Raw genomic sequence first — 25,571 nt, forward strand, 5'->3', positions numbered from 1 at the left:
ACTAGACAAGAACCCGTACCGGAGTGTGGATAGAAGGTCGCGCATTATACATAACAGTTTTACAAATAACCAGCGCTTTCCCTTATATAAAAACCGATTAAAGTACCCCCTGCTCAGCAAAAGAGAAAACCTCTCCATCGCCCACCACCATGTGGTCAATTACCCTGACATCCACCAGCGCTAAAGCTTTCTGTAGCTTCAAGGTAATCTGTTCATCCGCGTCACTTGGTTCTGCTACACCCGAGGGGTGATTATGGGCAAGTACCACCGCCCCAGCGTTATGATGCAAAGCTCGCGAAACGATTTCACGGGGATAGACCGCTGCGGCATTAATAGTCCCCCAAAAAAGGTTTTCATACTGAATAACCCGATGTTTGTTATCGAGAAAAAGGCAAGCAAACACCTCACGATTATAATGACGCAACTGTGAGGCTAGCAGTGCTTTAACCTGCTGGGGGCTCTCTAGCGCGCTGCCTTTTTCCAAAACAGAAGTTAAATATCTTCGCCCCATTTCCAACACGGCCTGAAGCTGTGCATACTTAGCCACCCCCAACCCATTGGCTGAACAAAAGCATTTCTGATCACTTTGTAGTAGTGCACTAAGCGAACCAAACTCAAGCAGCAGATCCCGGGCAAGATCAACAGCACTTTTCCCTTTGACCCCGGTTCTTAAAAAGATAGCCAAAAGCTCCGCATCCGACAAAGTAGCGGCCCCTTGTAGGAGCAACTTTTCCCTTGGACGCTCGGCCGCTGGCCATTCAGTGATAGGCATAACTATTCCTTTAGCAAATTGAGATCATCTTCCTTGATGATCTTTAAGAAATTACCACTCCAATCTACGCAACTTTTCCGGAAAATGGTATGGTAGCGATCCATAATTTACCGGCGTATTTCATCTGTCAGGTAAGCAACCACAAACAAGGCCGTATCCAGCCAGTATGCAAAGACTTACAAACAAACAGATCATTCTTGGCATTACCGGTGGCATTGCCGCTTATAAAAGTGCAGAGCTCACCCGCATCCTTAAAGGCGCAGGCGCCGATGTCCGAGTAGTGATGACCCCCTCAGCGACTGAATTCATCACCCCTTTAACCCTTCAGGCATTATCTGGAAACCCAGTACATCTTCATCTACTGGATGCTGAGGCCGAAGCGGGTATGGGTCATATTGAGCTCGCAAAATGGGCCGACCTGGTTCTCGTCGCACCTGCAAGCGCAAATTTTATCTCCCGCCTCGCGTCAGGACAGGGCGATGATCTGTTAACCACACTATGTCTGGCAACTGATGCGCCAATCTGCCTGGCGCCAGCAATGAATCAAGCCATGTGGCGTGATGATGGCACACAGGCAAATGTGAAAACCATAACAGAACGTGACGTTAAGCTGTTTGGCCCTGGTATTGGAGAGCAAGCTTGTGGTGATACTGGCCCTGGGCGCATGCTTGAGCCTGAAGAGATCGCTAACCTGACTGCCGAGCAGTTCCAAAGCGGCTCACTGACTGGCAAAACGGTGTTTATTACAGCAGGCCCTACCCGTGAAGCGATGGATCCTGTCCGTTATATCTCTAACCACAGCTCAGGAAAGATGGGCTACGCCTTGGCTGAAGCCGCAGTTGAAGCTGGGGCAAAGGTTAAACTGATAAGTGGACCTGTTAACATCCCCGTTCCAGAACGGGTTGAACGTGTATCAGTAGAAAGCGCAGAAGAGATGCTTGAAGCATCTATGCTAGATCTTGGACTTTGCGATATTTTTATCGCGGCAGCAGCCGTTGCCGATTATCGCCCAACCGCGATAGCCGAGCATAAAATAAAAAAAGGTTCCGAGGAGATAATGGAACTCCACCTGGTTAAAAACCCTGATATTGTCGCTACTGTAGCAAACAGTTCACCTAAACCCTTTACGGTAGGCTTTGCGGCTGAAACAAAAGATGTTCTTGAATACGCCCGAAGCAAACTTGAGCGTAAAAACCTTGATCTTATCATTGCCAATGATGTTTCACGGAGCGACATCGGCTTTAACAGCGATGAAAATGCAGTAACGTTGATCTCTGCCTCCTCTACCGAGAGCTTACCCCAGGCATCAAAACGTCAGCTTGCAAATCGCTTGATTGAAAGAATTTCCGCTCAGTACAAAAGCACGGCCCGCTAGCCATACGCCATTGTCTGAGAAAACGATATCAAATTTTTGCTGTTTTAAAGGATTAACATGCGTTACCCACTGAACACTCTGGACCACACCATCTTCCGCGCTTACGATGTTCGCGGCATTGTAGACACTGCCCTGACAGACGATACGGTTTACCACTTAGGAAGAGCTTTTGCAGCTGAAGCACGCTCACAAGGGGTCAATCAGGTTAACGTTGCCGCCGACGGTCGTTTATCCAGCCCTAAGCTTAAGCAGATTTTCAGCGAAGGCCTGACAGATGGAGGCTGTGATGTTACTGATGTGGGTTATGTACCCACACCAACTTTATATTTCTCTGCCCACCAGAATGAACAGTGCACCGGGGTAATGATTACCGGCAGCCACAATCCTTCTGATTACAATGGCTTCAAAATGATGATCGCAGGCCACACACTGTCTGGCGATGATATTCAGGCACTGAAAGAACGGATCCTTACCCAGAACTATTCCGATGGCACTGGGCAACAAAATGATCTGGACATTAAAGCTCAATACCTGAATCGCATCCTTGAAGATGTAAAGCTTGCTAAACCTCTAAAAGTGGTTGTTGACTGTGGCAACGGCATCCCCGGCGAGCTTGCACCTAAGTTAATCGAGCAACTGGGCTGTGAAATCATCCCGCTGTACTGTGATGTAGATGGCACATTCCCAAATCACCACCCTGACCCGGGCAAACCGAAAAACCTCATCGATGCGATCGCGAAGGTGAAAGAGACCGACGCAGATTTGGGCCTGGCCTTTGATGGCGATGGCGACCGTGTAGGCGTTATCACAAACTCTGGCCACCTTATCTACCCTGACCGGGTAATGATGCTTTTCTCTGAAGACATTCTGTCCCGCAACCCAGGAGCTGAAATTATCTTTGATGTTAAATGCTCTCGCTTACTGGCTAATGTCATTCGCGAAGCTGGGGGCAAGGCAACCATGTGGCGTACAGGGCACTCTTTAATCAAACAGAAGATCAAAGAAAGCGGCGCACTGCTAGGCGGCGAAATGAGCGGACACATTTTCTTCAAAGAACGCTGGTACGGCTTTGATGATGCACTCTACAGCGCAGCTCGCTTATTGGAGATTCTTTCCAATACGGAGCAAACCTCAGACGAGATCTTTGCTAAATACCCTGAAGACGTCAGCACACCAGAGTTAAACATTACTGTTACTGACGAAAACAAATTCGATATCGTTGAAGCCCTTCAGGCCAAAACATTTGCAGGTGGCGAAGCCAACCATATCGACGGTGTTCGTGTTGATTACCCAGACGGCTGGGGCTTAGTTCGCGCCTCGAACACTACCCCTGTATTGGTTTTGCGCTTTGAAGCTGAAACTAGCGAAGCACTCGAACGTATTCGTAATGATTTTGAGCAAAAGCTACATGAGGTTGATAACACCCTGGTTATCCCTCACGAGTAATACCTAAAACGACAGCCTCAGCGCTGCCGTAAGAATAAGATTAAGGAAAGACTATGCCTCTGACACGTAAAGAAGCGATGACAACAGCGCATGTATTGAGTGAAGCAATGCCATACATTCAGCGCTTTGTTGGTAAAACCATTATCATCAAATACGGCGGTAACGCCATGATCGATGAAAAGCTGCAAAACAGTTTTGCACGCGATATTGTGATGATGAAACTGATCGGCATTAACCCAATAGTCGTCCATGGCGGAGGCCCTCAGATTGGTCAGCTACTGAACGATTTGAAAATCGAATCTCACTTTATCAATGGCATGCGTGTAACCGACTCCAAAACCATGGACGTGGTAGAGATGGTTCTTGGTGGCGCGGTCAATAAACAAATTGTAGGTCTGATTAATAATAATGGCGGTCAGGCAATTGGTTTAACCGGTAAAGATGGCCAGCTGCTTCGCGCGAAAAAGCTACGTGTTAAGCACAAAACACCCGAGATGGAAGCACCTGAAATCATCGATATCGGCCATGTAGGTGAGGTCGCAAGTGTCAATGTAAAAGTACTGGATATGCTGGTTAACTCCGACATTATCCCAGTTATTGCCCCGATCGGTGTTGGCGAAGATGGTGCATCGTATAACATCAACGCAGACCTTGTAGCCGGTAAAGTCGCTGAAGTACTCCAGGCAGAAAAACTCATTCTGCTAACAAACATCGAAGGCCTGATGGATAAGGATGGCAACATTCTAACCGGCCTGACGACTAAACAGGTAGACGATCTGATTGAAGATGGCACCATCTATGGTGGCATGCTCCCTAAAATCGATTGTGCATTGAGCGCGGTGAAAGGCGGTGTGACAAGCGCCCACATTATTGATGGTCGTGTCGAACACTCCTGCCTACTGGAAATCTTCACCGATGAAGGTGTAGGTACTCTGATTACCAATCGCGCTTAAGGACAGTTGCATGAGCGAAAACGAAAAACTTTCTCGCCGGGAGCAGATTTTGCAAGCCCTGGCGCAGATGCTTGAAGTAAATCCGGGCCAACGTATAACAACTGCAGCCCTGGCAAAGCAGGTCGGTGTTTCTGAAGCTGCGCTTTACCGTCACTTCCCAAGTAAAGCACGCATGTTTGAAGGGCTGATCGGGTTTATTGAGGAAACCATATTCAGCCGGGTAACCGCAATCACTCAGGTTGAATCTGACGGCATCAAACAATGCGAGCAAGTACTTACTTTACTTCTGGCCTTTGTTGAGCGTAACCCTGGCATGGCACGGATACTAACTGGGGATGCACTAGCAGGCGAAACTGATCGCCTACGCCAACGTATCAATCAGTTCTTTGAGCGCCTTGAAACTCAGCTTAAACAGATTCTCCGTGAAGCCGAAGCGAAAGAGGGATTACGGACAGAAACAACAGCAGGCGCTTCCGCAAATCTAATGCTTGCCGCAGCCGAAGGCAGAATCCGTCAATTCGTTCGTACTGAGTTTCGCAAGAAACCCACTGAGCAATGGACCGACCAATGGCCTAGAATCGCCAATGGCGTTTTCCGCGACTAGCAACATCCCGGGGAGCTAAACCGCTCCCCTAGTTTCCCTATCTAAACCACCAGCAGACTATGGATCTCATCCTCGAACAAGCCGGACTCTTCCTTTTATCACTTTTTGCCAATGGCCTTTCGGCTATGGCCGGTGGTGGTGCAGGCTTACTACAGTTGCCTGTGCTTCTTTTTTTAGGGTTAAGCTTCAGCACTGCGCTCGCTACCCATAAAATCGCTAGCGTAGCCTTAGGGGTCGGCGCAACCATTCGCCACCTTCGTGAAGGTAAGTTAGATCTTCGCTTTTGTACTTTCATCCTCTGCTGCGGATTACCTGGTGTTGTAGTTGGCGCTGACATCATTCTAAAAATTCCGGAGGGCTGGACTATTTTCAGCCTGGGGGTTCTGACTTCAGGGCTGGGCTTATACTCATTTCGCAAAAAGTCGTTAGGGATGGAGCATCAACCCCGAAACCGGGACAGACAAGGTTTTATCATCGGGGGATTAGCCCTCTTTATTATTGGCGCACTGAATGGCTCTCTGACATCTGGCACCGGGCTTTTTGTTACGTTGTGGCTGGTCCGCTGGTTTGGGCTGGATTATAAAACTGCCGTCACCTATGTACTTATTCTGGTTGGGTTGTTTTGGAATTCTACCGGCGCTATAACCGTGGCATTACAGCAAGTTCCACGCTGGGACTGGCTGCCCGCATTACTTGTGGGAGCTACAATTGGCTCTTATCTGGGGGCACACCTTGCAATTACACAAGGAAACAAACTGGTAAAACGCGCCTTTGAAACGCTCACCGTCATGGTAGGGATCAAACTGATCGGCGATGGACTATCAATTCTATCTAGTGTTTAGCCGCAACAGGTAAGGCCTGACAGTGCCCTTCGACCTTATCGCAATCACTGACCTGCGGCTGAGCCATCAGCAGTTGCGAGCGCGAACGAATTGCCAGAAGCTCAGAAGCCGTTACTAAACGGATACCTAGCTGCTCTAGAATAGGCAATGCTTCGGAAAGATACTCAACAGTTTCCGGATAGGGGTGACCTATCACAACCGCATGACCTTGAGTCACAGCCAGGCTCACCGCCTGTTTAAATTGATTGTGGATGTAACCCCACTCCTGGCGATTATCGAGAAAAACATCTCTCACCAAATAGGGAATACCGTATTCATGGGCCACTTTCCAGGCGACTGTTTTTGAAGTCGTCATGCTATCCAGAAAGAACATATTGCGCTGCTTCACAACCCGCATGATATCGCGCATTTTTTCCCGGTCTTCGGTCAATAAGCTCCCCATATGGTTATTCATCCCAACCGCATAAGGAATCGAATCCAGACCATCACCCAGAATATGCTGTAGTTCAGCCGTGTTATGTCGATGTGTTAATGCCCCTGGACCAAGCCTCAAACCGGCTTTATTCTCCATAGGCGCATGCAAAATCACCTCTTTACCTAGAAAGTGCGCTGTTTTTGCTAATTCGAAGGAGTGTGGCGTGTGTGGCAAAAAAGCATAAGTGATCGCTCCAGGCAGCTCAATAGCCGCTAAACCTTTCTTGCGGTTATCACCAATATCATCGATCACGATTGCCATAACCGGCTGATGACTGACAACTGGGGCAGCATTTACAGCAAAGGAGGCAAACAGGAAAACCAACGCTGCAATTCCGAACCCTTTCATAGACATTAGCCTTTTTTCACTATAACCAGCGCCTTAAGGAGGTTGAGCGCCTCATAAAGCTGATAATCACGTTCTGCCAGATTAGACTTCCTGTCTGAACTCGATTTAGTCTTACCTGCTCCATTATCCAGATGCCCGGAAAGGTCTTTCTCCTTTAGAAACTCCTGGCCATCATCACGCAAAGTAATTTCGGCATCCCGAACCTCGATATCAGGCTTAATACCCTGCGCCTGGATCGAACGACCATTCGGCGTATAGTATCGAGCAGTCGTCAGTTTAAGGGCGCGTTCTTTGGTCAGCGGTAAGACTGTCTGCACAGACCCTTTACCAAAGCTTTCCTGACCCATGATGATAGCGCGTTTTTGGTCCTGTAATGCGCCGGCAACAATTTCTGAAGCGGAAGCAGAACCGCCATTGATCAGAACAACCATGGGCAAATCAGGCACCAGCGTTGTATTCGTCGCACTAAAACGCTGCTCAGATTCTTGCAAACGACCTTTCGTGTACACAATCAGTCCTTCATTGATAAAGGCGTCACTGATATCCACCGCGGCTTGTAAAACCCCTCCCGGGTTATTGCGCAGATCAAGCACAACACCACGGAGATCATTTTCCAGCAAACGTTTCAGGTGCTTATTCACTTCCTTACCTGAATCAACCTGAAACTGAGAGACCCTTAGGTAGCCATAGTTTTCATCCAGCATACGGCTCTTAACACTCGCCACCTGAATGACATCCCTGACCACTTCAATTTCAAGCGGCTTTTCTTCACCTTCACGAACAATAGTCAGGATTATTTTACTGCCTGGTTTGCCACGCATAAGCTCGACAGCTTCATTCAGGCCCATACCCTGTACAGGATGCTCATCTAACTTCGTGATCAGGTCCCCAGCCTTCACTCCCGCCCGTTGAGCCGGAGTATCATCAATAGGAGTGATGACCCTAACAAAGCCATCCTCAAGCCCAACTTCGATACCCAGGCCACCAAATTCACCACTGGTATGCGCCTGAAGGTTTTCGAATTCACTCGGTTCCAAATAAGCAGAATGAGGGTCTAGACCCGCGATCATGCCACGCAGCGCATCCTCAAGCAGGACTGCATCGTCAACAGGTTCTACATAAGCTGACTTGATACGCTGAAAAACTTCGGTAAAAAGACGTAACTCATCAAGAGGTAGAGATTTAACGGAAGGGGTCGCCTCTTCTGTCTGCGACTCTTCAGCCATAACCGGAACAGAAAGCGCACTACTTAACGCTACACCCAGTGCTATGTTTTTCCACATGCCAGACTGAAAAACTGACTTCATATCCTATTCCCTATTTCTATTAACGTCGTAACCAGCCCTTAGGATTGCTTGGCTTCCCTTTGTATCTGACAGCAAAATAAAGGCCGTTCTGCTCTTTACCGCCGCTGCTTCCAGCAGTGGCGATAACATCACCCGCAGCAACCCAGTCTCCTGTTTCCAGTAGTAGGCTCTGGTTATAGCCATAGAGACTCATATAACCGGAGCCATGATCTACGATTAAGACTAAACCATAACCTCTCAGCCAGTCGGAAAACACCACTCTTCCATGGTGAATAGCTTTTACCGGCGCAGCTTCCTTAGCTTGAATCCAAATTCCATCATAACGGATATTATTCCGCACCGTACCAAAATTCTGCTTTATCCTTCCTTTTAACGGCCAAGGAAGCTTACCTTTTAGCTGCCTGAATGATTTATTGTCCTTAACCAGGGTCGCAAAGTTCAGACTTTTTTCTATTTCTTCTAATACGGCCCGCAATCGTTTTTGGTCCAACTGAAGCTGTTTTAACTTCTTTTCATCCGATGAAAGCGTTTTTTTTAGTTGGGCTAGGGTAAATTTCCGCTCAGTTTGGGTTCTCTGCAAAGAGGCAACTTCTAGTTTAAGCTCGTCACGCTTAACCACCATTTTCTTTTCAGTTTCACTAAGCTCTCGCTCTGTGCCACTTAATTCATTGAGTTTTGCACGGAACTGCGCCATATCTTTCTTTAACGCATCATTCACAAAATCATAATAACGGATGGTTCGATCCAGATTTTCAGGATCCCGCTGAGTTAACAGAAGTTGGAGCCGAGCCTGATTCCCCATCTGATATTGCTGAGCAATCTGCTTCTCTATGATATCTGCGCGCTTTTTCAATTCAGCTTTCAGTTGATCACGCTTTTCTTCAAGATTATCAGCATGACTACCCAGGCCGCTCAATTGTTTATCCAACGACTGAATCTGCCGGGCAAGCTTGCCAATTTTAACTTCGCTATTGCGGAGCGTTTGACTCAGACTTCGAGACTCGCCTTCTTGCTGGCGCATTCCCTTCTGAAGTTTCCCAATCCGGGCAGACAGTTGTTTAAGCTGCTTTTCAGTCATTGCCTGCTTATCTGCAGCAACAGCAGGGACAGTACAACAAAGCAAAGTCAGGATAACAGCGGTGAAGGTGCGAAGCATAAGTAACCGGAAATGAAAAAGGGATAACATGTTATCCCTTTTTTACCTTTAGATTCAGAAAGATGCTAGTGGTTTACCACTCATTTCTTCCGGTGCCTCAAGCCCCATCAGCGACAGGAGCGTTGGCGCAAGATCGCATAAGGCCCCATCCGCCAGATTTAGTTCGCCATTACGCGGGCCATCATAAATCAAAGCCACTGGCCAGTTAGTATGAGATGTATGAGGCTGTCCTGTCTCAGGGTTAACCATCAGTTCAACATTACCGTGATCTGCAGTGATCAATGCCTCACCATCAACTTCTCTCAGTGCAGCCAATACTTTTTCCACACAGTCATCAACTACTTCACAAGCCTTCACAGCAGCATCGAACTTACCGGTGTGGCCAACCATATCGCCATTAGCGAAGTTACACACGATCAGATCATATTTACCACTACGAATCGCTTCGACCAGCTTTTCCGTTACTTCCGGCGCACTCATTTCAGGCTGCAAGTCATACGTCGCCACATCGGGTGATGGCACCAGAATGCGATCTTCGCCTGGGTAAACCTCTTCCTGACCACCATTAAAGAAGAATGTTACATGTGCATACTTCTCAGTTTCAGCAATACGTAGTTGAGTCTTTCCGATACCAGACAAGAATTCACCCAGGTCGTTACTGATCGCCTGTGGAGGGTATGCACAGTCAGCCTGAATATCAGCAGCATACTGAGTCATCATCACATAACTTGCCAACTCTGGCGTGGCAGCACGCTCAAAGCCTGAAAAGTCAGCTTTTTCAGTAAAGGCACGGGTAATCTCACGAGCACGATCCGGGCGGAAATTTGCACAAATCAGCGCATCACCATCACTTACCACGCCTTTAGGATTCCCTTCAGTATCAGTGATCACTGTCGCCTGGACAAATTCGTCGTTTTCATCACGACCATAAGCATCTTGCAGCGCGCCAACAGCCGAAGTCGCCGTACAAGGTGCCTGACCCGAAGTCATCGCATCATACCCCTGTTGCACACGATCCCAACGGTTATCACGATCCATGCTGAAATAACGCCCGGCTACCGTCGCGATTGCCCCAACGCCTAGTTCAGCTAACTTTTCCTCAGTTCGCAGCAAAGAGGGTTCAGCGGAACGTGGCGGCATATCACGCCCATCAAGAATGGCATGCACGTACAGTTTTTCTGCACCGCGCTTAACCGCCATCTCTAAGAGTGCAAAGATATGTTCTTCATGACTGTGAACCCCACCAGGAGAAAGCAGGCCTACGATATGAACCGCTTTACCCACGGAAATCGCTTTATCCATCGCATCGACAAGAACAGCGTTGTCAAAAAACTCACCGTCCTCAATCGCCTTAGAGATGCGAGTAAAGTTTTGATAAACGACACGCCCAGCGCCAATATTCATATGGCCAACTTCAGAGTTCCCCATCTGCCCATCAGGCAAGCCCACTGCCATTCCTGATGTCTGGATGCGGGAATTAGGATTCTCGGCTAGTAACTTATCCCATACTGGCGTGTTTGCTGCCTGGATAGCTGAGGACTCAGAACTTTCAACACCGTAACCATCCAGGATGATCAGGGCTTTGGTTGCGCGCTTTTGTGTCATATCTGCAGGATTTCAGTCGTAATCAATTTAAAATGGCCGACAATTTTACTTTGAATACCTTGATATAGCTACGATTGAACCCCAACTATGAAAGAAATCAGGGTAAATCAACATTTTCGTTAATTTATCCCCTTATACCTTAAAAAAACGCAAGGTATACTAAGCCGCTTATTGCAGACGGTTTGTATTGAATAAGCCTCAACTAAGGCCAGATTTGGATTAACAATGGATCAATATATCGAGTTTATCAGCAACCACCCATTCATGGTTGCTGCATGGGTACTCACCCTGATGATGTTTCTTATGTTTGAACGCAGCAAGGCGGGTAAAGCCGTTACGCCTGCACAAGCAACCAGCTTGATCAACAAAGAGAACGCAGTGATCATCGACATTCGCCCGAAGAAAGAATGGGCAACAGGTCACATCACTAACGCCAAGCATATTCCTTTGTCTGATCTTGACCGTCGTATGGATGAGCTTTCCAAGTATAAGCAACGCCCTATCATTGTTGTCTGCAATTTAGGACAAGCAGCCGGTTCCGCTACTCGTAAACTCAAAGCTGCAGGCTTTGAAAATGCGGTACGCCTATCAGGTGGCATGACAGAATGGAAAGGCCAAAGCCTACCAATTATTAAGTAAGGTCAACGATGCAGGACGTTACAATCTATACCACTGCCTGGTGCCCATTTTGCATTCGTGCCAAGATGCTACTTGATCACAAACAAATACCTTACTCTGAGATCAAAGTAGATGGCGATCCAGCCAAAAGGCAGGAGATGACCAAGTTAAGTGGCGGTCATACCGTGCCACAGATTTTTATTGGCGAAACACCGATTGGCGGCTGTGATGATATGTTTGCACTTGAACGACAGGGCAAACTTGATGAAATGCTTAACGCCAGTTAAAACAATTTTTATAAGGATAAATCATGTCTGAGAACGAACAGAACGCAGCATCCCAGGAACAACAGGGCCCACAATTTTCTGTACAGCGCGTTTATATCAAAGATTCTTCTTTTGAATCACCAAACGCACCTGAGATTTTCATGAGCCCTTGGCAGCCAGAAGTTGGCCTGGAGATGAATACTCAGACTAATCAGCTGGGCGACAACGCTTTTGAAGTTGTTCTGACGCTAACCGTAACCGTTAAAAACGAAGATAAAACGGCTTTCCTGGTAGAGCTGCAGCAAGCAGGTATCTTCGCGATCGCGGGCCTTGGTGAAGCTGAAATGCACCACACTCTGGGTGCATTCTGCCCAAGCATCCTGTTCCCATACGCTCGTGAAGCAATTGACAGCATGGTTACCAAAGCTAGCTTCCCAGCACTGATGCTAGCACCAGTAAACTTTGATGCGCTTTACGCTCAGCAGATGGCCCAGCAGCAAGCTGGCGAAGAAGCTCAGCACTAAGCAATCGCTTAGAAGGCAAAAAAAACGGAGCCAAGGCTCCGTTTTTTTATAAGCTGAATTACTGATCTTGCTCCGCAGAAGCAACCTTACTACTGCCTCGCTTAGACTTATATTTAAGCCATCGCACAAGATCCGTCCACATTTTATCGATATCTCTCTTTTTCGGCATAATCCCTGCGTAGGGCAATTCGATCGTCACAACCGGAATATTCTTAACAAACCAACCATAGTTACCCAACGACCCCGGATAAGTACCTAACTGGCGTAGATGAAGCGGACCAAGTTTACGTGGAGGTTGAATACCCCCATCAAAATCCAGAATTCCATGGGGCGCATGAACCGATACAATCACACTTGGTTTATATTGCTCAATCAATTCATAAATCACCCGACTCTCAGGCTCACTCAAAGGAGCATGACCCGGGTAATATCTTAATCGTTTTTTGGCACGCGTTTCCCAATGCTTCAAGGGCTCCGGGAATTCTGGAGCAGGAATGAAGTTACGATTCAAATCCACTTTATTTGCATTAACCCGCGTTGAACGCTTCTGAAGCAGGCCATCTGGATTCAGCACAGGTAGAAAATGCCAGTCAAATGCTCCGCTGTGGTACTTACGTAAGGTATTAAGCCATTTAAATGTAACGCTAACGCTGGAGTATTCATCACCATGAATCCCTCCGATGAATAGCACTCGAGGGGCATCCTTATTTTCAGGGCTCGCGGGAAAATGCGCTTCCAGAATAGCCTTACCATTGACCGAATAGAAACGAGGGGCAAAGTAAGTGTTACTCAAGCACTCTTTGACCGATACACTCGCCAGCTTTTTCCCTACCTGCTGGCATATTTTCGTAACATCAGGATGAGGCTCCAGCGCGTAAACCTGACTTGCACTTAAGAGGAAAATAAAGAGGAAAAACTGCTTAATCAAACGACACCACATACCCAAACCGCCATTACATCCCTGCAAGACTGTTCATTAATTAATCAAAGGGAGACGATTCTAACATGTTTTTAGTGAAAGGCTCTGCAGAATTTCATCTGCCCTTCCCGCCTCAATAATCGACGAGATCGAACCCGAGGGCAAAGGCACAACGCTGACTAAAGCAGAGTGAGGGATAGAGTAAGATTCTTCATTCAACTGGTCTATATGATCAGCCAACATGACGATGGGAAGCAATTGATTACGGATAGTCTGGATATTAACCTGCTGATCAGCAGCACCTAATAAAGACACCTTCCGACCCAGATGGTCTTCCAGATTCAACCTGAACAAGGCTCCATTTTGTTCAGACAAATAGGAATCCACCTGAGTAATAATCAAAGCATACTGCATTATAAAATTACCGTTTAAGCTTTATCTTAACTATAGCTGCTCAGACCTCAGCTGCACCAGCAAAATCCAGTTGGCGCCACGCCTCATAAACAACAATTGCGCACGCATTGGAGAGATTCAAACTTCGACTATCCGCTTTCATCGGCATCCGTAGCCACTCACCCTGGGGTATGGTCATTCTTACCTCTTCAGGCAATCCTCTGGTTTCGGGCCCTAACAGCAAAACGTCCCCCGCTTGAAAATCCGCTTCAACATGGGAGGTCCGACCCTTAGTCGTTAGCGCCCAAACTTTGCGCGGCTCAATTTGACTCAAACAGGTTTCGAGATCCGGATGAATCTTTACCGCAGCAAACTCATGATAATCCAGCCCCGCACGGCGTAAACGTTTATCATCAAGCTCAAATCCCAGCGGCTCAACCAGGTGCAGATGAAAACCAGTGTTTGCGCAGAGACGAATAATATTACCGGTATTCGGTGGAATTTCAGGCTCAAAAAGCACTACATGTAACATAAAAAAATTCCCACAACAGATGTTGCAGGAATTATATAGGAAACAGGATCAGGTTAGTGAAGTTTCAGTCAGGCAACATCGGCCTCATCACTTTTATCATCATCCATACCTAACTCTTTAATCTTCCTAGTCAGGGTATTTCGCCCCCAGCCTAAGAGTTCGGCTGCATCACGACGTCTGCCCGCGGTATGCTTGAGCGCCGTTTCGATCATAATCTTTTCAAAAGCGGGCACCGCAAGGTCCAGGAGTGACCGCTGACCGATCGAAAGCTGCTGATCCGCCCAGTTACGCAAAGCCTGCTCCCAGTTACTACCAGCTTCAATCTCCCCTACGGAATCATCCATCAGCTCAGGCGGAAGATCATCAACCAGCACCTCTCTACTGGTCGCCATCACCGTCAACCAACGACAGGTATTCTCTAGCTGTCGCACGTTACCCGGCCAGGCTAGATTACACATGTAATGCTCGGTCTCTGTACCCAGAATCTTAGGCTCTACATCCAGTTCTTCTGCAGACTTACTTAGGAAATGTCGCGCCAATCTTGGAATATCTTCACGCCGCTCTGCCAATTTAGGCAGATGCACACGAATAACATTCAAACGATGGAACAAATCCTCACGAAAACGCCCTTCAGCAACCAACTTTTCAAGATCCTGATGGGTTGCCGCAATAATTCGTACATCCACTTTAACAGCGGTATGACCGCCGACACGGTAAAACTCACTATCCGCCAATACTCGCAACAGTCGGGTCTGCGCATCCGCGGGCATGTCTCCGATCTCATCCAGAAAAAGCGTACCACCATCAGCTTGCTCAAAACGCCCTCTGCGCGCAGCCGCTGCGCCAGTAAAAGCCCCTTTCTCATGACCAAACAACTCAGATTCAATCAAATCATGAGGAATAGCCGCCATATTCAAAGGGATGAAAGGCTTTTCTCTTCGTGGACTGTGTTTATGCAGTGCATGGGCAACCAATTCTTTACCCGTACCTGACTCCCCATTAATGAGCACCGTAATATTGGATTGCGATAAACGCCCTATTGCACGAAAAACTTCCTGCATGGCAGGCGCCTCACCAATAATTTCGGTGCTTTCCTCCATCACCTGCTCTGCGACCTGTTCACGTTGCTCTATCGCATGTGCCAAAGCCCGCTTAGCCAAGGCAACGGCCTCATCTACATCAAAAGGTTTTGGCAGGTATTCGAAGGCACCACCCTGGTATGAAGCGACCGCAGAATCAAGATCTGAGTGGGCTGTCATAATAATAATCGGCAAACCTGGATGGGACTCCTGAATGCTTTCTAGCATTTCAAGGCCATCGGTACCCGGCATACGGATATCACTGATAATTGCATCAGGCGCATCACACTCCAACCTCAGCAACAACGCATCTGCGCTATCGAACACCTCTGTATTCAAACCCTCCGCGGATAAGGCTTTTTCCAGGACCCAACGGATAGAGCGATCATCGTCGACGACCCAGATTTTACCTGACAGATTCATGACTTATCTCCAAAGGTATGAATAGTTGAAATTTGGTTTCCCCTGGTCGGGTATCGCATTCAATTAACCCCTGATGCTGATTAATAATCGACTGCGCAATGGACAAGCCAAGCCCCGTCCCTTCAGCGCGGCCGCTGACCATCGGATAGAAAATTTTGCTAAGAATTTCATCAGGAATCCCCGGTCCGTTATCGACGATCTCTACACTACAAACCAAGCGATGTTTCTCAGCACCAAGCGTTATCTGACGAAAGGCGCGGGTTTTAATTTTTATCGTTGGCTCAGCAGTACCTGCACTCTGCATTGCCTGCATACTGTTGCGAAGAATATTCAGCACGGCCTGAATCAACTGCTCCGCATCACCGGTAAATTCTGGAATACTCGGATCATAATCCCTTTCTAATACCACTGAACCTTTGGTTTCAGCTTCAATAAGCTGACAAACCCTTTCCAGAATGGCATGGATATTTACATCCTCCAGCTTCGGTAGTGTTCGAGGGCCCAGCAGACGATCAACTAAATTTCGGAGACGGTCCGCTTCCTCAATAATCACACGGGTATAATCATGCAAAGCAAGATCAGGTAGCTCTCGCTCCAGCAATTGCGCTGCGCCACGAATACCACCTAACGGATTCTTAATTTCATGCGCCATCCCCCTAACCAAAGACCGCGCTGTATCATGCTGAGTCAGAAGATCTTCCTCACGCTCAATCCGCATCAAACGATCACGCGCTTCGATCTCAATAAGCAGCTGCCTTCCTGTTGACCAAAAAACAGGATTAATCGAGTAATCGACCGTTAACGCACTACCCGCCTGAGTCACCAAGCGTGCTTCTCGACGTGTGTAGGGATGGCCGGTTTCAAAACAGGATTGCAGGTCATCAATTCCATTCTGTTCGGGTGAAAACCACTCTGATACCGACACTTGAGAAAGGCGACGCAGACTTGCCTGCAGCAACATTTCTGCTGCGGGGTTTGCATACTCGACAGTTAAGCTACTATCCAGTAGCACGACTGCTGTAGATAGATTCTCAAGAATCTGTTTATGAAAGTCTTTTATTGGCATTGGCCTACACTCTGTTACTTGCCTTTACTTCTGCAAGAAGCAAACCAAGTTTTCCCCCTGCCCTAAAATGCGCATAGACAGCACAATAACTGGGCTACCTAGCATTGAGTGTAGCGGGTAAAGAACAATTGCGCACCAAAACAGTGCATTAGGAAAAATTTACTTAGGAAGAAGCACCAAAGTTAGTGCACGGGTCTTTTCTAACAGAAACAAAAAAGCCTCCACAAGGGAGGCTTTTTCATCAGAGGAATCAGGACTTATACAGAGTAGTACAGGTCAAATTCAACTGGGTGAGTAGTCATGTTAACTTTCTCAACTTCTTCACGCTTCAGCTCGATGAATGCATCCAGCATGTCGTCAGTGAATACGCCACCCTGAGTCAGGAACTCACGATCTTCTTCCAGCGCGTTCAGAGCTTCTTCCAGAGATGAAGCAACCTGTGGGATCTCAGCAGCTTCTTCAGCTGGCAGATCATACAAGTCTTTATCAGCAGCATCGCCAGGGTGGATCTTGTTCTTGATACCGTCAAGGCCAGCCATCATCAGTGCAGAGAAGCACAGGTATGGGTTAGCAGATGGATCAGGGAAACGAGCTTCTACACGACGTGCTTTAGGGCTAGTCACGTATGGGATACGGATTGAAGCAGAACGGTTACGTGCTGAGTAAGCAAGCATAACTGGCGCTTCGAAACCTGGTACCAGACGCTTGTAAGCGTTAGTAGAAGAGTTAGTCAGAGCGTTAAGCGCTTTAGCGTGCTTGATGATACCGCCGATGTAGTACAGAGCAGTTTCAGACATGCCTGCGTATGCATCACCAGCAAACAGGTTAACACCGTCTTTAGACAGAGACATGTGAACGTGCATACCAGAACCGTTGTCACCAACTAGTGGCTTAGGCATGAATGTAGCTGTTTTGCCGTAAGCGTGTGCAACGTTGTGTACACAGTACTTAAGAACCTGAACTTCGTCCGCTTTAGCAGTCAGAGTGTTAGCACCAACACCAATTTCACACTGACCAGCAGTTGCTACTTCGTGGTGGTGTACTTCAATCTCAAGATCCATTGCTTCCATCGCGTCACACATAGCGCCACGCAGGTCATGCAAAGAATCAATTGGTGGTACTGGGAAGTAACCGCCTTTAACGCGTGGACGGTGACCCGTGTTACCACCTTCGATCTTGTGGCTAGAAGCCCAAGATGCTTCTTCAGAAGCGATTGTGTAACCGCAACCAGAGATGTCTGCGTGCCATTTAACTTCGTCAAATACGAAGAACTCTGGCTCAGGACCAAACATAGCAGTGTCAGCAATACCTGTAGATTTCAGGTACTCTTCAGCACGCTTAGCTACAGAACGTGGATCACGCTCGTAACCCTGGCCTGTTGCTGGCTCAACGATGTTACAACGAACGATTACAGTTGTTGCTTCAGAGAATGGATCCAGCAGAGATGCACTGTCGTCCGGCATAAGAATCATGTCGGAGTCATTAATACCTTTCCAACCAGAGATGGATGAACCATCAAACATTTTACCTTCTTCAAAGAAGTCATCGCCCATGTCGGAAACAGGGATAGTTACGTGCTGCTCTTTACCGTGAGAATCGGTGAAACGCAGGTCGATCCACTTAGCGTTGCTTTCTTTGATCAGATTCAGAGTCTTCTCTGACATGTGACTTTCTCCACTTTGTAATTGTTCAGGCTGAATTGATTCAGCCTTGAGAAATCAGAATTTATAATCGGTGATACAGATAAGCAACTAGCGTGCCAAGACATTTTCATGGGTAACGCCCTGTATTTATAAGGCCTTGCTGCATTTGTACCTGCACCAGATGCACCAAAATAGAGCAAAACAACTCATTAATGCACCAAAATAGAGCAAAAGACTGTAAATCACGCGGTCTTGTGCACTACAGCGCTACAATCATACTCCAACGCTGTTGCAAAAACCTCTCAAAAATAGCCCTAATTCGTCTATATAGCCACTCAGATCAACACCCTTTTTACCAGGCAAAACCGTGCAATAAATAAAAGCATCTATTTGGTTAAAAAATATGCAGTATTTTCTCTACAAACACGTATAATTCCGCATTCGCAAAAATATCTCGCAGGTATACACACGTGATCGAAAACCTAAGAAACATCGCCATTATCGCGCACGTTGACCATGGTAAAACAACCCTGGTTGATAAGCTTCTGCAGCAATCCGGCACATTAGGCCGCCGTGATGAAGGCACAGAGCGCATCATGGACTCCAACGACCAGGAGAAAGAACGAGGCATTACCATTCTGGCAAAGAACACTGCCATCAAATGGAATGACTACCGTATCAATATCGTTGACACTCCTGGACACGCTGACTTTGGCGGTGAAGTAGAACGCGTTCTATCCATGGTTGATTGTGTATGCTTGCTGGTTGACGCTGTAGACGGCCCGATGCCGCAAACACGCTTTGTAACTCAGAAAGCTTTTGATCAGGGCCTTCGCCCGATCGTTGTAATCAACAAAATTGACCGTCCAGGCGCACGCCCGGATTGGGTTATCGATCAGGTATTCGATCTGTTCGACAGCCTGGGTGCAACAGATGAGCAACTGGATTTCCCTATCGTTTACGCATCTGCACTAAACGGTATTGCGGGTCTTGACCCAGAAGAGATGGCTGAAGACATGACACCGCTGTTTGAAGCAGTGGTTGAGCACGTAGAGCCACCAAAAGTTGACGTAGACGGCCCACTTCAGATGCAGGTTTCTGCACTGGATTATAACAGCTACCTGGGCGTTATCGGTGTAGGCCGTGTAACACGCGGCACAATCAACACCAATACTCAGGTTAAAGTTATCGACCGTGAAGGCGCTGTTCGTAGTGGCCGAGTGCTGAAGATCATGGGCTACCACGGTCTTGAGCGAGTTGATGTAGAAAGCGCAACAGCAGGCGATATTATCTGTGTAACAGGTATTGATGCCCTAAACATCTCCGATACCCTGTGTGATCCGGATAATGTTGAGGCACTGCCTGCACTGAGTGTTGATGAACCAACTGTATCCATGACATTCCAGGTGAATGACTCTCCTTTCGCAGGCCAGGATGGAAAATTCGTTACCAGCCGCAACATTAAAGAGCGCCTAGATCGCGAACTTATCCACAACGTTGCACTGCGCGTTGAAGAAGGCGAAACCCCTGAGAAATTCAAAGTATCAGGCCGTGGTGAACTTCACCTGTCTGTACTGATCGAAACAATGCGTCGTGAAGGCTTCGAGCTGGGTGTATCTCGTCCTGAAGTAATTCAGAAAGAGATTGATGGCGAAATCCAGGAGCCTTACGAACTGGTAATGATCGACGTTGAAGACGAACACCAGGGCTCAGTTATTGAAGAGCTGGGTAAACGTAAAGGCGACATGACAAACATGGAAGTAGATGGGAAAGGCCGTGTACGCCTGACGTTCATGATCCCTTCTCGCGGTCTGATCGGCTTCCGTTCACTCTTCCTGACCATGACCTCTGGCACTGGTATCATGACCTCCATCTTCGACCATTACGGTCCGGTGAAGGAAGGTGATGTTGTAAGCCGTATCAATGGTGTATTGGTATCGATGGTAACAGGTAAAGCACTAGGTTATGCACTTTGGAACCTTCAGGATCGCGGCCGTCTGGCTATCGACCCTAACGTAGAAGTCTATGAAGGTATGATTCTGGGTATTCACAGCCGTAACAATGACCTTGCGGTTAACCCAACCAAAGGTAAGCAACTGACTAACGTCCGTGCGTCTGGCTCAGATGAAAACATTCAGCTAACGCCACCTGTTCGCTTCACACTGGAACAGGCACTGGACTTCATCGAAGACGATGAACTGGTAGAAGTAACACCTAACTTCATTCGCTTGCGTAAGAAGCTTCTTAAAGAGAATGAGCGTAAGCGCGCTAAGAACAAGTAAAGCTCTTTACAAAAGGCAGCCAAAAGGCTGCCTTTTTTATTGATAACAGGCATAGCCCTCGCCAAGGCAGCTCTCTATACTAGGGAGAATAATGGATATACACAGCCTGGCTAGCGGAGAAACTATGCGCGCCCCATACCCTGAGATCCACCCATATCTGCAATTCCACCTCCCTGTTTCAGAACAGCATAGCTTATATGTAGAAGAGAGCGGGAATGCTCAAGGAATCCCCGTTTTATTCATCCATGGCGGACCGGGTGGCGGCTGTGCCCCCTCCCATCGGAGCTTCTTCGATCCAGAGAAATATCGGATTATTCTCTTTGACCAAAGAGGTTGCGGCAAATCAACACCGCACTCTTCTCTAACAGAAAATACCAGTCAGGATCTGATAGAGGATATAGAAAAAATCCGAACACACCTCGGAATTGACAAGTGGCTACTTTTCGGCGGCTCATGGGGTTCAACACTGAGCCTACTCTACGCACAAGCCTATCCTGATAATGTATCAGGCTTGATACTGAGAGGCATCTTCCTCTGCCGCGATCAGGATATTCAATGGTTCTATCAGCGTGGTGCCAGTGCAATCTTCCCTGATTACTGGAAGGAATATGAGCAGGTAATTCCTGAAACAGAAAGGGCTGATATGCTGTCGGCATACTATAAGCGCCTGACATCTGATAATGAGATTGCAAGGATGTCTGCTGCTAAAGCCTGGTCCATATGGGAAGGGCGATGTTCCACCCTTGATCCAAATAACGACATTGTTGACCATTTCGCGGATCCTCACTTTGCCCTGGCGATGGCACGTATAGAAGCCCACTTCTTTATCAATAAAGCATTCTTGGAACCTGACCAGATCCTACAAAACTGCGATAAAATTTCACATATTAAAACCACAATAGTGCATGGGCGCTACGACATGGTTTGCCCTGTAGAACAGGCACTGGCCCTTTATGAGGCGCTTCCCGAATCAGAACTGCATATTGTCAGAGATGCAGGTCACTCTGCTTTCGAAAAAGGAATCACTGACAATCTTATTCGCGCTACAGACAATTTTGCACTTTCCCTGGCATAATCTGCGCTGACTTTTCAAAGAGGCTGCCAATGAAAGCACTGATACAGCGGGTTTCTTCCGCTAACGTTGTAGTTGATTCCGAAACGGTTGGAGAAATTGATCGAGGGATTCTGATCTTACTGGGTGTAGAGAAAGAAGATAACGAACAACGCGCCGATAAATTACTGAAGAAAATTCTTGGCTATCGAATTTTCCCCGATCAGGAAGGGAAAATGAATCTGAACGTACAGCAAGTTAATGGCGAGTTACTAATCGTATCTCAATTTACCCTTGTAGCGGATACACAAAAAGGCCTGCGCCCAAGCTTTTCATCAGGCGCATCCCCCGAACTGGGTGAACAGTTATACGACTACTTTACAGAGCAAGCCTTAAAGTCCGGACTAACCATTGCCAATGGCAAGTTCGGAGCAGATATGAAGGTTAGTCTGTGCAACGATGGTCCTGTCACCTTCTGGCTAGAGAGCTAAAGATTAGAACGCTTGCTGATAGGCACGGATTAGCGCTTTAGCATCCGTGTCCTCAACAATTGCACGCGACATTCTGGATGCCTTATAGTGATCATTGAACACACTAAAATAGCTTGAAAGAATATCAAAACCTGCCTCATCCCCAGTAAGCTTTAACATCTCAGCAGCAACCTCAGCTGTACATAGCTGACCGTCAACGGGAGCCTTGCGAAGCTTATACTGGGATGTCGAAGTGACTTCAGGCTGTATGACAGGCAGATGATCCAGATAGCGACTCAAACGAAACATTCTCCCCGCTTGCCGCCAGGTTCCATCAAGAACTATAAACACAGGCTCTTTGCCTTCTTTAGGCTCAAACGTAACCATTCGGTCCTTATAGGACCCTCCTTCAGGAAAAACAATATACGGATCGATGGATGGGGCTGACAAAGCACTAAGCAACTCGGCAGAAGGTTCTGTCCTGGACCATTTAAAACGCTCAGTCCCAGCGATACAGTCCTCAATCAAACGCCCCGTATTCGTAGGCTTAAATCCTTCATCGTGATGCATTAACAAATAGAAACGCGCCTTAGCCTGATAAGTGAGCTTATAACTACAGATACAAACACGTTTTGGCAAAAGGCATCCATCACAACGCTCAACCCGTGATCCACGGGCAACAAATGGTTTACTCATAATTACTGAAGTGTGGGCGATGCAGAATCAGCTTCAAAAAGATTGGCGGTGACTCCCCAATCCAAAGCCAACGCCCCACGATGCAAGAGATGAAGAATCTGATGAAGCTCAGCATAATTAACAATGCTTACAGCCGAAGGCTGATCACCACCGGAGAAGAACAGCATGCGATATCGTCCATCCTGATGACTAATATCCAGCCGACTAAGCAATTTATTGCCTTCTGCCTTAACAATCTCAACCTCTTTTTCTACTTCAAGGTCTTGTTGGGCATTGTCATGATGGAATTGAGCAAGCTGAGCCCTATGCTGTTGCGGTGCTTCAGCCAATTGTTCTGAGGTCTTCTCAAGGAGCCCCTGGGAAGCAGCTAATAAGCGAAGTACCAATTTTCGTGTTAACCAAAAATCTACTCGCTGCTGGCCATTACTTAAATTACCAACCAAGAGTATCCGATCCTCAAGATGATCGTAGTTAAAAGTAAAAGCACCAATATTTAACATCGACAGCACTCAAGCCTAAAACAAAAAATTGTAGCCTAATAATGAAAGGAAAATTGATATCAAGCAATTAGTCTAAGCTAAGCTATTGAATAGAATTACAAATTGCCAGCTATTATTGAATAAAGTAACTTGTATATTAACAGCTATTTGGAATTGACTGTATGCCTCCTGTATCAGAACAATCAACAAGTTATGTCATACCAGCACGCCCTGAGGTACTGATAAGCATTACCGAAGCACTCCGGCTACAGGATCCGGACATCAAGGGGATCTGCAATCTAATCAAACAAGATGTTGCCCTATATAGCTCGGTCATCGCTACCGTTAATTCTGCTTACTTTGGAATCAGGGCAGAAGTAACTTCTGTGGAGCGCGCTGTATCACTGCTGGGTATCAAACGTGTTTTTAACATCGTTCAATTAGCCGCACTAAAGAATAGCCTATCCGCTGTAGGGCCGATGGAGCGTTTCTGGGATACCGCAACGGAAGTTGCACGCATTACTGCCGCTCTCGCCAACCAGTTTACTAACCTTGATCCTGACGAGACATACACACTGGGCATGCTCCATGACAGTGGTATTCCACTCCTCATGCAAGCAAAGCCTGAATTCAAGGATAAATTGCGGGAGCTGAACGGCGCCAGCTTGATAGAGATACATGAAAAAGAGTTAGCCCTCTATGGTGTCAGCCATTTTCAGCTCAGTGCTGAACTTGCAAGAAAGTGGCACATTGGCGAATCAACTGCTGAAGCAATCAGTCGCCAACCTTCCTATGAAGCAACCTTTTCTGAACCTGCCGATGAAAAAGAAGAGATGCGATTAAAACTCTGCATGCTTCTGCTCGCCCGCGATATTAGCGATGCCTACCGTCATTTCTGGCGCATACCTGATCCTAAAGAAGACCTGATTAGAATCATGCCTGTACTTAACTTTCTAGGCATCAGCGACTTTGATTATGCTGACCTTAAAGAAGATATCGTTAATACACTCAGCTTGCAGCAGTAAGAGCGGATAAAGGCGGATAAAGGCGGATAAAGGCGGATAAAGGCGGATAAAGGCGGATAAAGGCGGGATCAGCGTAACGCCTTATGCTGAACCTGGCAGCTCTTAGCTAATATTCGCAGCTTTTAGCTGATCCTGTCTGCTTTCCAGATTAAATGCTCTAGGGGCCCATTGGGGTATGAGCGATGACCTACAATAAGTTGAAAGCTACGCTTCCACTCGCTACGCGACGCCTTCGGCGCTTCAACCTGGCACCTTCGGTGCATCGGTTGTTTGTATGCCCCTTGGGTACACATGGAGCCTTTGTAGTAACAATAAATCATCGCTTCAATAACGAAAAAACCCCTACCGCGTCAGCGATAGGGGTTTCTCGTAATTAAATGCTTGGCGATGACCTACTCTCACATGGGGAAGCCCCACACTACCATCGGCGATGCTGCGTTTCACGTCTGAGTTCGGTATGGGATCAGGTGGTTCCACAACTCTATGGTCGCCAAGCAAAACTGTTACAACTCGGATCTGATTCTTCTTATCTTTGATTTAGAGCTCTATGACTGTAGCTTTTCGTACTGCGCTAATTCGTTACTCTCTATCGTTCTTACTAACTAAACCACAAATTATCTTCCAAACACCTTTGGCGTTATATGGTCAAGCCTCACGGGCAATTAGTACTGGTTAGCTCAACGCCTCACAACGCTTCCACACCCAGCCTATCAACGTCTTAGTCTTAAACGGCCCTTTAGGGGAATCAAGTTCCCAGTGAGATCTCATCTTGAAGGAGGCTTCCCGCTTAGATGCTTTCAGCGGTTATCCCGTCCGAACGTAGCTACCCGGCAATGCAATTGGCATCACAACCGGTACACCAGAGGTTCGTTCACTCCGGTCCTCTCGTACTAGGAGCAACTCTTCTCAAATCTCAAACGCCCACGGCAGATAGGGACCGAACTGTCTCACGACGTTCTAAACCCAGCTCGCGTACCACTTTAAATGGCGAACAGCCATACCCTTGGGACCGGCTTCAGCCCCAGGATGTGATGAGCCGACATCGAGGTGCCAAACACCGCCGTCGATGTGAACTCTTGGGCGGTATCAGCCTGTTATCCCCGGAGTACCTTTTATCCGTTGAGCGATGGCCCTTCCATACAGAACCACCGGATCACTAGAACCTACTTTCGTACCTGCTCGACGTGTCTGTCTCGCAGTCAAGCACCCTTCTACTCTTGCG

At 47.4% G+C, this 25,571-nt stretch carries 25 protein-coding genes and 2 rRNA genes; 12 read left to right on the plus strand and 15 right to left on the minus strand.

The features are described 5' to 3' along the window. Nucleotides 1-97 precede the first annotated feature (97 nt). Nucleotides 98-772 carry a RadC family protein gene (gene radC, locus MED92_RS17945; RefSeq protein ID WP_007023002.1) on the minus strand — a complete coding sequence of 225 codons (675 nt, stop codon included), beginning with the start codon at nucleotides 770-772 and terminating at the stop codon, nucleotides 98-100. A gap of 166 nt (nucleotides 773-938) precedes the next feature. On the opposite strand from radC, the gene coaBC reads away from it, so the two are divergent. Genes coaBC through MED92_RS17970 form a run of 5 tightly spaced genes read left to right on the plus strand, consistent with a single transcriptional unit; the run spans nucleotide 939 to nucleotide 5,992 of the window. After that, a complete protein-coding gene (gene coaBC, locus MED92_RS17950; RefSeq protein WP_007023001.1) occupies nucleotides 939-2,147 on the plus strand; it encodes a bifunctional phosphopantothenoylcysteine decarboxylase/phosphopantothenate--cysteine ligase CoaBC in 1,209 nt (402 codons plus the stop codon). Nucleotides 2,148-2,204: 57 nt separating this feature from the next. After that, nucleotides 2,205-3,593, plus strand: coding sequence for a phosphomannomutase/phosphoglucomutase (locus MED92_RS17955; RefSeq protein WP_007022999.1), 1,389 nt, complete (start codon nucleotides 2,205-2,207; stop codon nucleotides 3,591-3,593). A 53-nt stretch (nucleotides 3,594-3,646) separates the two neighbouring features. Then, entirely contained in the window at nucleotides 3,647-4,546 is a 900-nt protein-coding gene (gene argB / locus MED92_RS17960) for an acetylglutamate kinase (protein WP_007022998.1), read from the plus strand. A 10-nt stretch (nucleotides 4,547-4,556) separates the two neighbouring features. Beyond that, a complete protein-coding gene (gene slmA, locus MED92_RS17965; RefSeq protein WP_007022997.1) occupies nucleotides 4,557-5,150 on the plus strand; it encodes a nucleoid occlusion factor SlmA in 594 nt (197 codons plus the stop codon). 59 nt (nucleotides 5,151-5,209) lie between these two features. Beyond that, a complete protein-coding gene (locus MED92_RS17970) occupies nucleotides 5,210-5,992 on the plus strand; it encodes a sulfite exporter TauE/SafE family protein (protein WP_007022996.1) in 783 nt (260 codons plus the stop codon). On the opposite strand, the gene MED92_RS17975 is transcribed toward MED92_RS17970, so the two are convergent. The 4 genes from MED92_RS17975 to gpmI are packed head-to-tail and all read right to left on the minus strand — an operon-like array spanning nucleotide 5,982 to nucleotide 10,883. After that, complete coding sequence (locus MED92_RS17975) at nucleotides 5,982-6,815, minus strand: divergent polysaccharide deacetylase family protein (protein WP_007022995.1); 834 nt, start codon at nucleotides 6,813-6,815, stop codon at nucleotides 5,982-5,984. The genes MED92_RS17970 and MED92_RS17975 overlap by 11 nt on opposite strands. Nucleotides 6,816-6,820: 5 nt before the next feature. Next, nucleotides 6,821-8,122, minus strand: a complete 1,302-nt coding sequence (locus MED92_RS17980) for a S41 family peptidase (protein ID WP_007022994.1) — start codon at nucleotides 8,120-8,122, stop codon at nucleotides 6,821-6,823. A gap of 19 nt (nucleotides 8,123-8,141) precedes the next feature. Further along, the gene (locus MED92_RS17985; protein ID WP_154715273.1) at nucleotides 8,142-9,308 is read right to left on the minus strand and encodes a murein hydrolase activator EnvC family protein; all 1,167 of its coding nucleotides are present in this window, start codon (nucleotides 9,306-9,308) and stop codon (nucleotides 8,142-8,144) included. A 24-nt stretch (nucleotides 9,309-9,332) separates the two neighbouring features. Then, the gene (gene gpmI, locus MED92_RS17990) at nucleotides 9,333-10,883 is read right to left on the minus strand and encodes a 2,3-bisphosphoglycerate-independent phosphoglycerate mutase (protein WP_007022992.1); all 1,551 of its coding nucleotides are present in this window, start codon (nucleotides 10,881-10,883) and stop codon (nucleotides 9,333-9,335) included. 225 nt (nucleotides 10,884-11,108) lie between these two features. Here gpmI and MED92_RS17995 point away from each other — a divergent pair, with 225 nt between their 5' ends. Genes MED92_RS17995 through secB form a run of 3 tightly spaced genes read left to right on the plus strand, consistent with a single transcriptional unit; the run spans nucleotide 11,109 to nucleotide 12,291 of the window. Further along, nucleotides 11,109-11,522 carry a rhodanese-like domain-containing protein gene (locus MED92_RS17995; protein WP_007022991.1) on the plus strand — a complete coding sequence of 138 codons (414 nt, stop codon included), beginning with the start codon at nucleotides 11,109-11,111 and terminating at the stop codon, nucleotides 11,520-11,522. A gap of 8 nt (nucleotides 11,523-11,530) precedes the next feature. Then, a complete protein-coding gene (gene grxC / locus MED92_RS18000) occupies nucleotides 11,531-11,788 on the plus strand; it encodes a glutaredoxin 3 (RefSeq protein WP_007022990.1) in 258 nt (85 codons plus the stop codon). A gap of 23 nt (nucleotides 11,789-11,811) precedes the next feature. Further along, on the plus strand, nucleotides 11,812-12,291 hold the full coding sequence (secB, locus tag MED92_RS18005; RefSeq protein WP_007022989.1) for a protein-export chaperone SecB: 480 nt from the start codon (nucleotides 11,812-11,814) through the stop codon (nucleotides 12,289-12,291). Nucleotides 12,292-12,349: 58 nt separating this feature from the next. Here the strand turns inward: secB and MED92_RS18010 are convergent, their stop codons facing one another. The 6 genes from MED92_RS18010 to glnA form a co-directional block, all read right to left on the minus strand. Next, on the minus strand, nucleotides 12,350-13,231 hold the full coding sequence (locus MED92_RS18010; protein WP_007022988.1) for a M14 family zinc carboxypeptidase: 882 nt from the start codon (nucleotides 13,229-13,231) through the stop codon (nucleotides 12,350-12,352). A 60-nt stretch (nucleotides 13,232-13,291) separates the two neighbouring features. Further along, a complete protein-coding gene (locus MED92_RS18015; RefSeq protein ID WP_007022987.1) occupies nucleotides 13,292-13,624 on the minus strand; it encodes a hypothetical protein in 333 nt (110 codons plus the stop codon). Nucleotides 13,625-13,664: 40 nt separating this feature from the next. Then, nucleotides 13,665-14,135 (minus strand): tRNA (uridine(34)/cytosine(34)/5-carboxymethylaminomethyluridine(34)-2'-O)-methyltransferase TrmL, encoded by a 471-nt coding sequence (trmL, locus tag MED92_RS18020; protein WP_007022986.1) that lies wholly within the window; start codon nucleotides 14,133-14,135, stop codon nucleotides 13,665-13,667. Between the two features lie 68 nt (nucleotides 14,136-14,203). Further along, nucleotides 14,204-15,637, minus strand: a complete 1,434-nt coding sequence (ntrC, locus tag MED92_RS18025; RefSeq protein WP_007022985.1) for a nitrogen regulation protein NR(I) — start codon at nucleotides 15,635-15,637, stop codon at nucleotides 14,204-14,206. Then, the gene (gene glnL, locus MED92_RS18030) at nucleotides 15,621-16,703 is read right to left on the minus strand and encodes a nitrogen regulation protein NR(II) (RefSeq protein ID WP_007022984.1); all 1,083 of its coding nucleotides are present in this window, start codon (nucleotides 16,701-16,703) and stop codon (nucleotides 15,621-15,623) included. Before glnL ends, ntrC begins: the two co-directional genes overlap by 17 nt. 257 nt (nucleotides 16,704-16,960) lie before the next feature. Continuing rightward, on the minus strand, nucleotides 16,961-18,367 hold the full coding sequence (gene glnA, locus MED92_RS18035; RefSeq protein ID WP_007022983.1) for a glutamate--ammonia ligase: 1,407 nt from the start codon (nucleotides 18,365-18,367) through the stop codon (nucleotides 16,961-16,963). Between the two features lie 449 nt (nucleotides 18,368-18,816). Here glnA and typA point away from each other — a divergent pair, with 449 nt between their 5' ends. The 3 genes from typA (at nucleotide 18,817) to dtd (ending at nucleotide 22,170) form a co-directional block, all read left to right on the plus strand. Beyond that, nucleotides 18,817-20,628, plus strand: a complete 1,812-nt coding sequence (gene typA, locus MED92_RS18040; protein WP_007022982.1) for a translational GTPase TypA — start codon at nucleotides 18,817-18,819, stop codon at nucleotides 20,626-20,628. Between the two features lie 91 nt (nucleotides 20,629-20,719). After that, on the plus strand, nucleotides 20,720-21,703 hold the full coding sequence (pip, locus tag MED92_RS18045; RefSeq protein ID WP_007022981.1) for a prolyl aminopeptidase: 984 nt from the start codon (nucleotides 20,720-20,722) through the stop codon (nucleotides 21,701-21,703). A gap of 29 nt (nucleotides 21,704-21,732) precedes the next feature. Continuing rightward, nucleotides 21,733-22,170: a D-aminoacyl-tRNA deacylase gene (gene dtd, locus MED92_RS18050; RefSeq protein WP_007022980.1), complete on the plus strand. Its 438-nt coding sequence runs from the start codon at nucleotides 21,733-21,735 to the stop codon at nucleotides 22,168-22,170. A 3-nt stretch (nucleotides 22,171-22,173) separates the two neighbouring features. On the opposite strand, the gene MED92_RS18055 is transcribed toward dtd, so the two are convergent. Then, nucleotides 22,174-22,845, minus strand: coding sequence for a tRNA-uridine aminocarboxypropyltransferase (locus MED92_RS18055; protein ID WP_083774966.1), 672 nt, complete (start codon nucleotides 22,843-22,845; stop codon nucleotides 22,174-22,176). 2 nt (nucleotides 22,846-22,847) lie between these two features. Then, nucleotides 22,848-23,345, minus strand: a complete 498-nt coding sequence (locus tag MED92_RS18060; RefSeq protein ID WP_007022978.1) for a hypothetical protein — start codon at nucleotides 23,343-23,345, stop codon at nucleotides 22,848-22,850. Nucleotides 23,346-23,506: 161 nt separating this feature from the next. Here MED92_RS18060 and MED92_RS18065 point away from each other — a divergent pair, with 161 nt between their 5' ends. Next, on the plus strand, nucleotides 23,507-24,349 hold the full coding sequence (locus MED92_RS18065; protein ID WP_007022977.1) for an HDOD domain-containing protein: 843 nt from the start codon (nucleotides 23,507-23,509) through the stop codon (nucleotides 24,347-24,349). 379 nt (nucleotides 24,350-24,728) lie between these two features. Here the strand turns inward: MED92_RS18065 and rrf are convergent. Continuing rightward, a 5S ribosomal RNA gene (gene rrf / locus MED92_RS18070) occupies nucleotides 24,729-24,844 on the minus strand. Nucleotides 24,845-24,990: 146 nt separating this feature from the next. Continuing rightward, nucleotides 24,991-25,571 (minus strand): 23S ribosomal RNA (locus tag MED92_RS18075); the annotation flags it as partial.

It is taken from the genome of Neptuniibacter caesariensis, assembly GCF_000153345.1.
GTDB classification, from domain to species: Bacteria; Pseudomonadota; Gammaproteobacteria; order Pseudomonadales; family Balneatricaceae; genus Neptuniibacter; species Neptuniibacter caesariensis.

Excerpts from the sequence above, each read along its gene's own strand:
- glnL (WP_007022984.1), bottom strand. The coding sequence starts at position 16,703 with ATGCCAATAAAAGACTTTCATAAACAGATTCTTGAGAATCTATCTACA.
- radC (WP_007023002.1), bottom strand. The coding sequence starts at position 772 with ATGCCTATCACTGAATGGCCAGCGGCCGAGCGTCCAAGGGAAAAGTTG.
- MED92_RS17980 (WP_007022994.1), bottom strand. The coding sequence starts at position 8,122 with ATGAAGTCAGTTTTTCAGTCTGGCATGTGGAAAAACATAGCACTGGGT.
- coaBC (WP_007023001.1), top strand. The coding sequence starts at position 939 with ATGCAAAGACTTACAAACAAACAGATCATTCTTGGCATTACCGGTGGC.
- MED92_RS18055 (WP_083774966.1), bottom strand. The coding sequence starts at position 22,845 with ATGAGTAAACCATTTGTTGCCCGTGGATCACGGGTTGAGCGTTGTGAT.
- MED92_RS17955 (WP_007022999.1), top strand. The coding sequence starts at position 2,205 with ATGCGTTACCCACTGAACACTCTGGACCACACCATCTTCCGCGCTTAC.
- argB (WP_007022998.1), top strand. The coding sequence starts at position 3,647 with ATGCCTCTGACACGTAAAGAAGCGATGACAACAGCGCATGTATTGAGT.
- slmA (WP_007022997.1), top strand. The coding sequence starts at position 4,557 with ATGAGCGAAAACGAAAAACTTTCTCGCCGGGAGCAGATTTTGCAAGCC.
- gpmI (WP_007022992.1), bottom strand. The coding sequence starts at position 10,883 with ATGACACAAAAGCGCGCAACCAAAGCCCTGATCATCCTGGATGGTTAC.
- MED92_RS17975 (WP_007022995.1), bottom strand. The coding sequence starts at position 6,815 with ATGAAAGGGTTCGGAATTGCAGCGTTGGTTTTCCTGTTTGCCTCCTTT.
- trmL (WP_007022986.1), bottom strand. The coding sequence starts at position 14,135 with ATGTTACATGTAGTGCTTTTTGAGCCTGAAATTCCACCGAATACCGGT.
- dtd (WP_007022980.1), top strand. The coding sequence starts at position 21,733 with ATGAAAGCACTGATACAGCGGGTTTCTTCCGCTAACGTTGTAGTTGAT.
- MED92_RS17970 (WP_007022996.1), top strand. The coding sequence starts at position 5,210 with ATGGATCTCATCCTCGAACAAGCCGGACTCTTCCTTTTATCACTTTTT.
- glnA (WP_007022983.1), bottom strand. The coding sequence starts at position 18,367 with ATGTCAGAGAAGACTCTGAATCTGATCAAAGAAAGCAACGCTAAGTGG.
- MED92_RS17995 (WP_007022991.1), top strand. The coding sequence starts at position 11,109 with ATGGATCAATATATCGAGTTTATCAGCAACCACCCATTCATGGTTGCT.
- MED92_RS18060 (WP_007022978.1), bottom strand. The coding sequence starts at position 23,345 with ATGTTAAATATTGGTGCTTTTACTTTTAACTACGATCATCTTGAGGAT.
- MED92_RS18015 (WP_007022987.1), bottom strand. The coding sequence starts at position 13,624 with ATGCAGTATGCTTTGATTATTACTCAGGTGGATTCCTATTTGTCTGAA.
- MED92_RS18010 (WP_007022988.1), bottom strand. The coding sequence starts at position 13,231 with ATGTGGTGTCGTTTGATTAAGCAGTTTTTCCTCTTTATTTTCCTCTTA.
- ntrC (WP_007022985.1), bottom strand. The coding sequence starts at position 15,637 with ATGAATCTGTCAGGTAAAATCTGGGTCGTCGACGATGATCGCTCTATC.
- grxC (WP_007022990.1), top strand. The coding sequence starts at position 11,531 with ATGCAGGACGTTACAATCTATACCACTGCCTGGTGCCCATTTTGCATT.
- MED92_RS18065 (WP_007022977.1), top strand. The coding sequence starts at position 23,507 with ATGCCTCCTGTATCAGAACAATCAACAAGTTATGTCATACCAGCACGC.
- pip (WP_007022981.1), top strand. The coding sequence starts at position 20,720 with ATGGATATACACAGCCTGGCTAGCGGAGAAACTATGCGCGCCCCATAC.
- secB (WP_007022989.1), top strand. The coding sequence starts at position 11,812 with ATGTCTGAGAACGAACAGAACGCAGCATCCCAGGAACAACAGGGCCCA.
- MED92_RS17985 (WP_154715273.1), bottom strand. The coding sequence starts at position 9,308 with ATGTTATCCCTTTTTCATTTCCGGTTACTTATGCTTCGCACCTTCACC.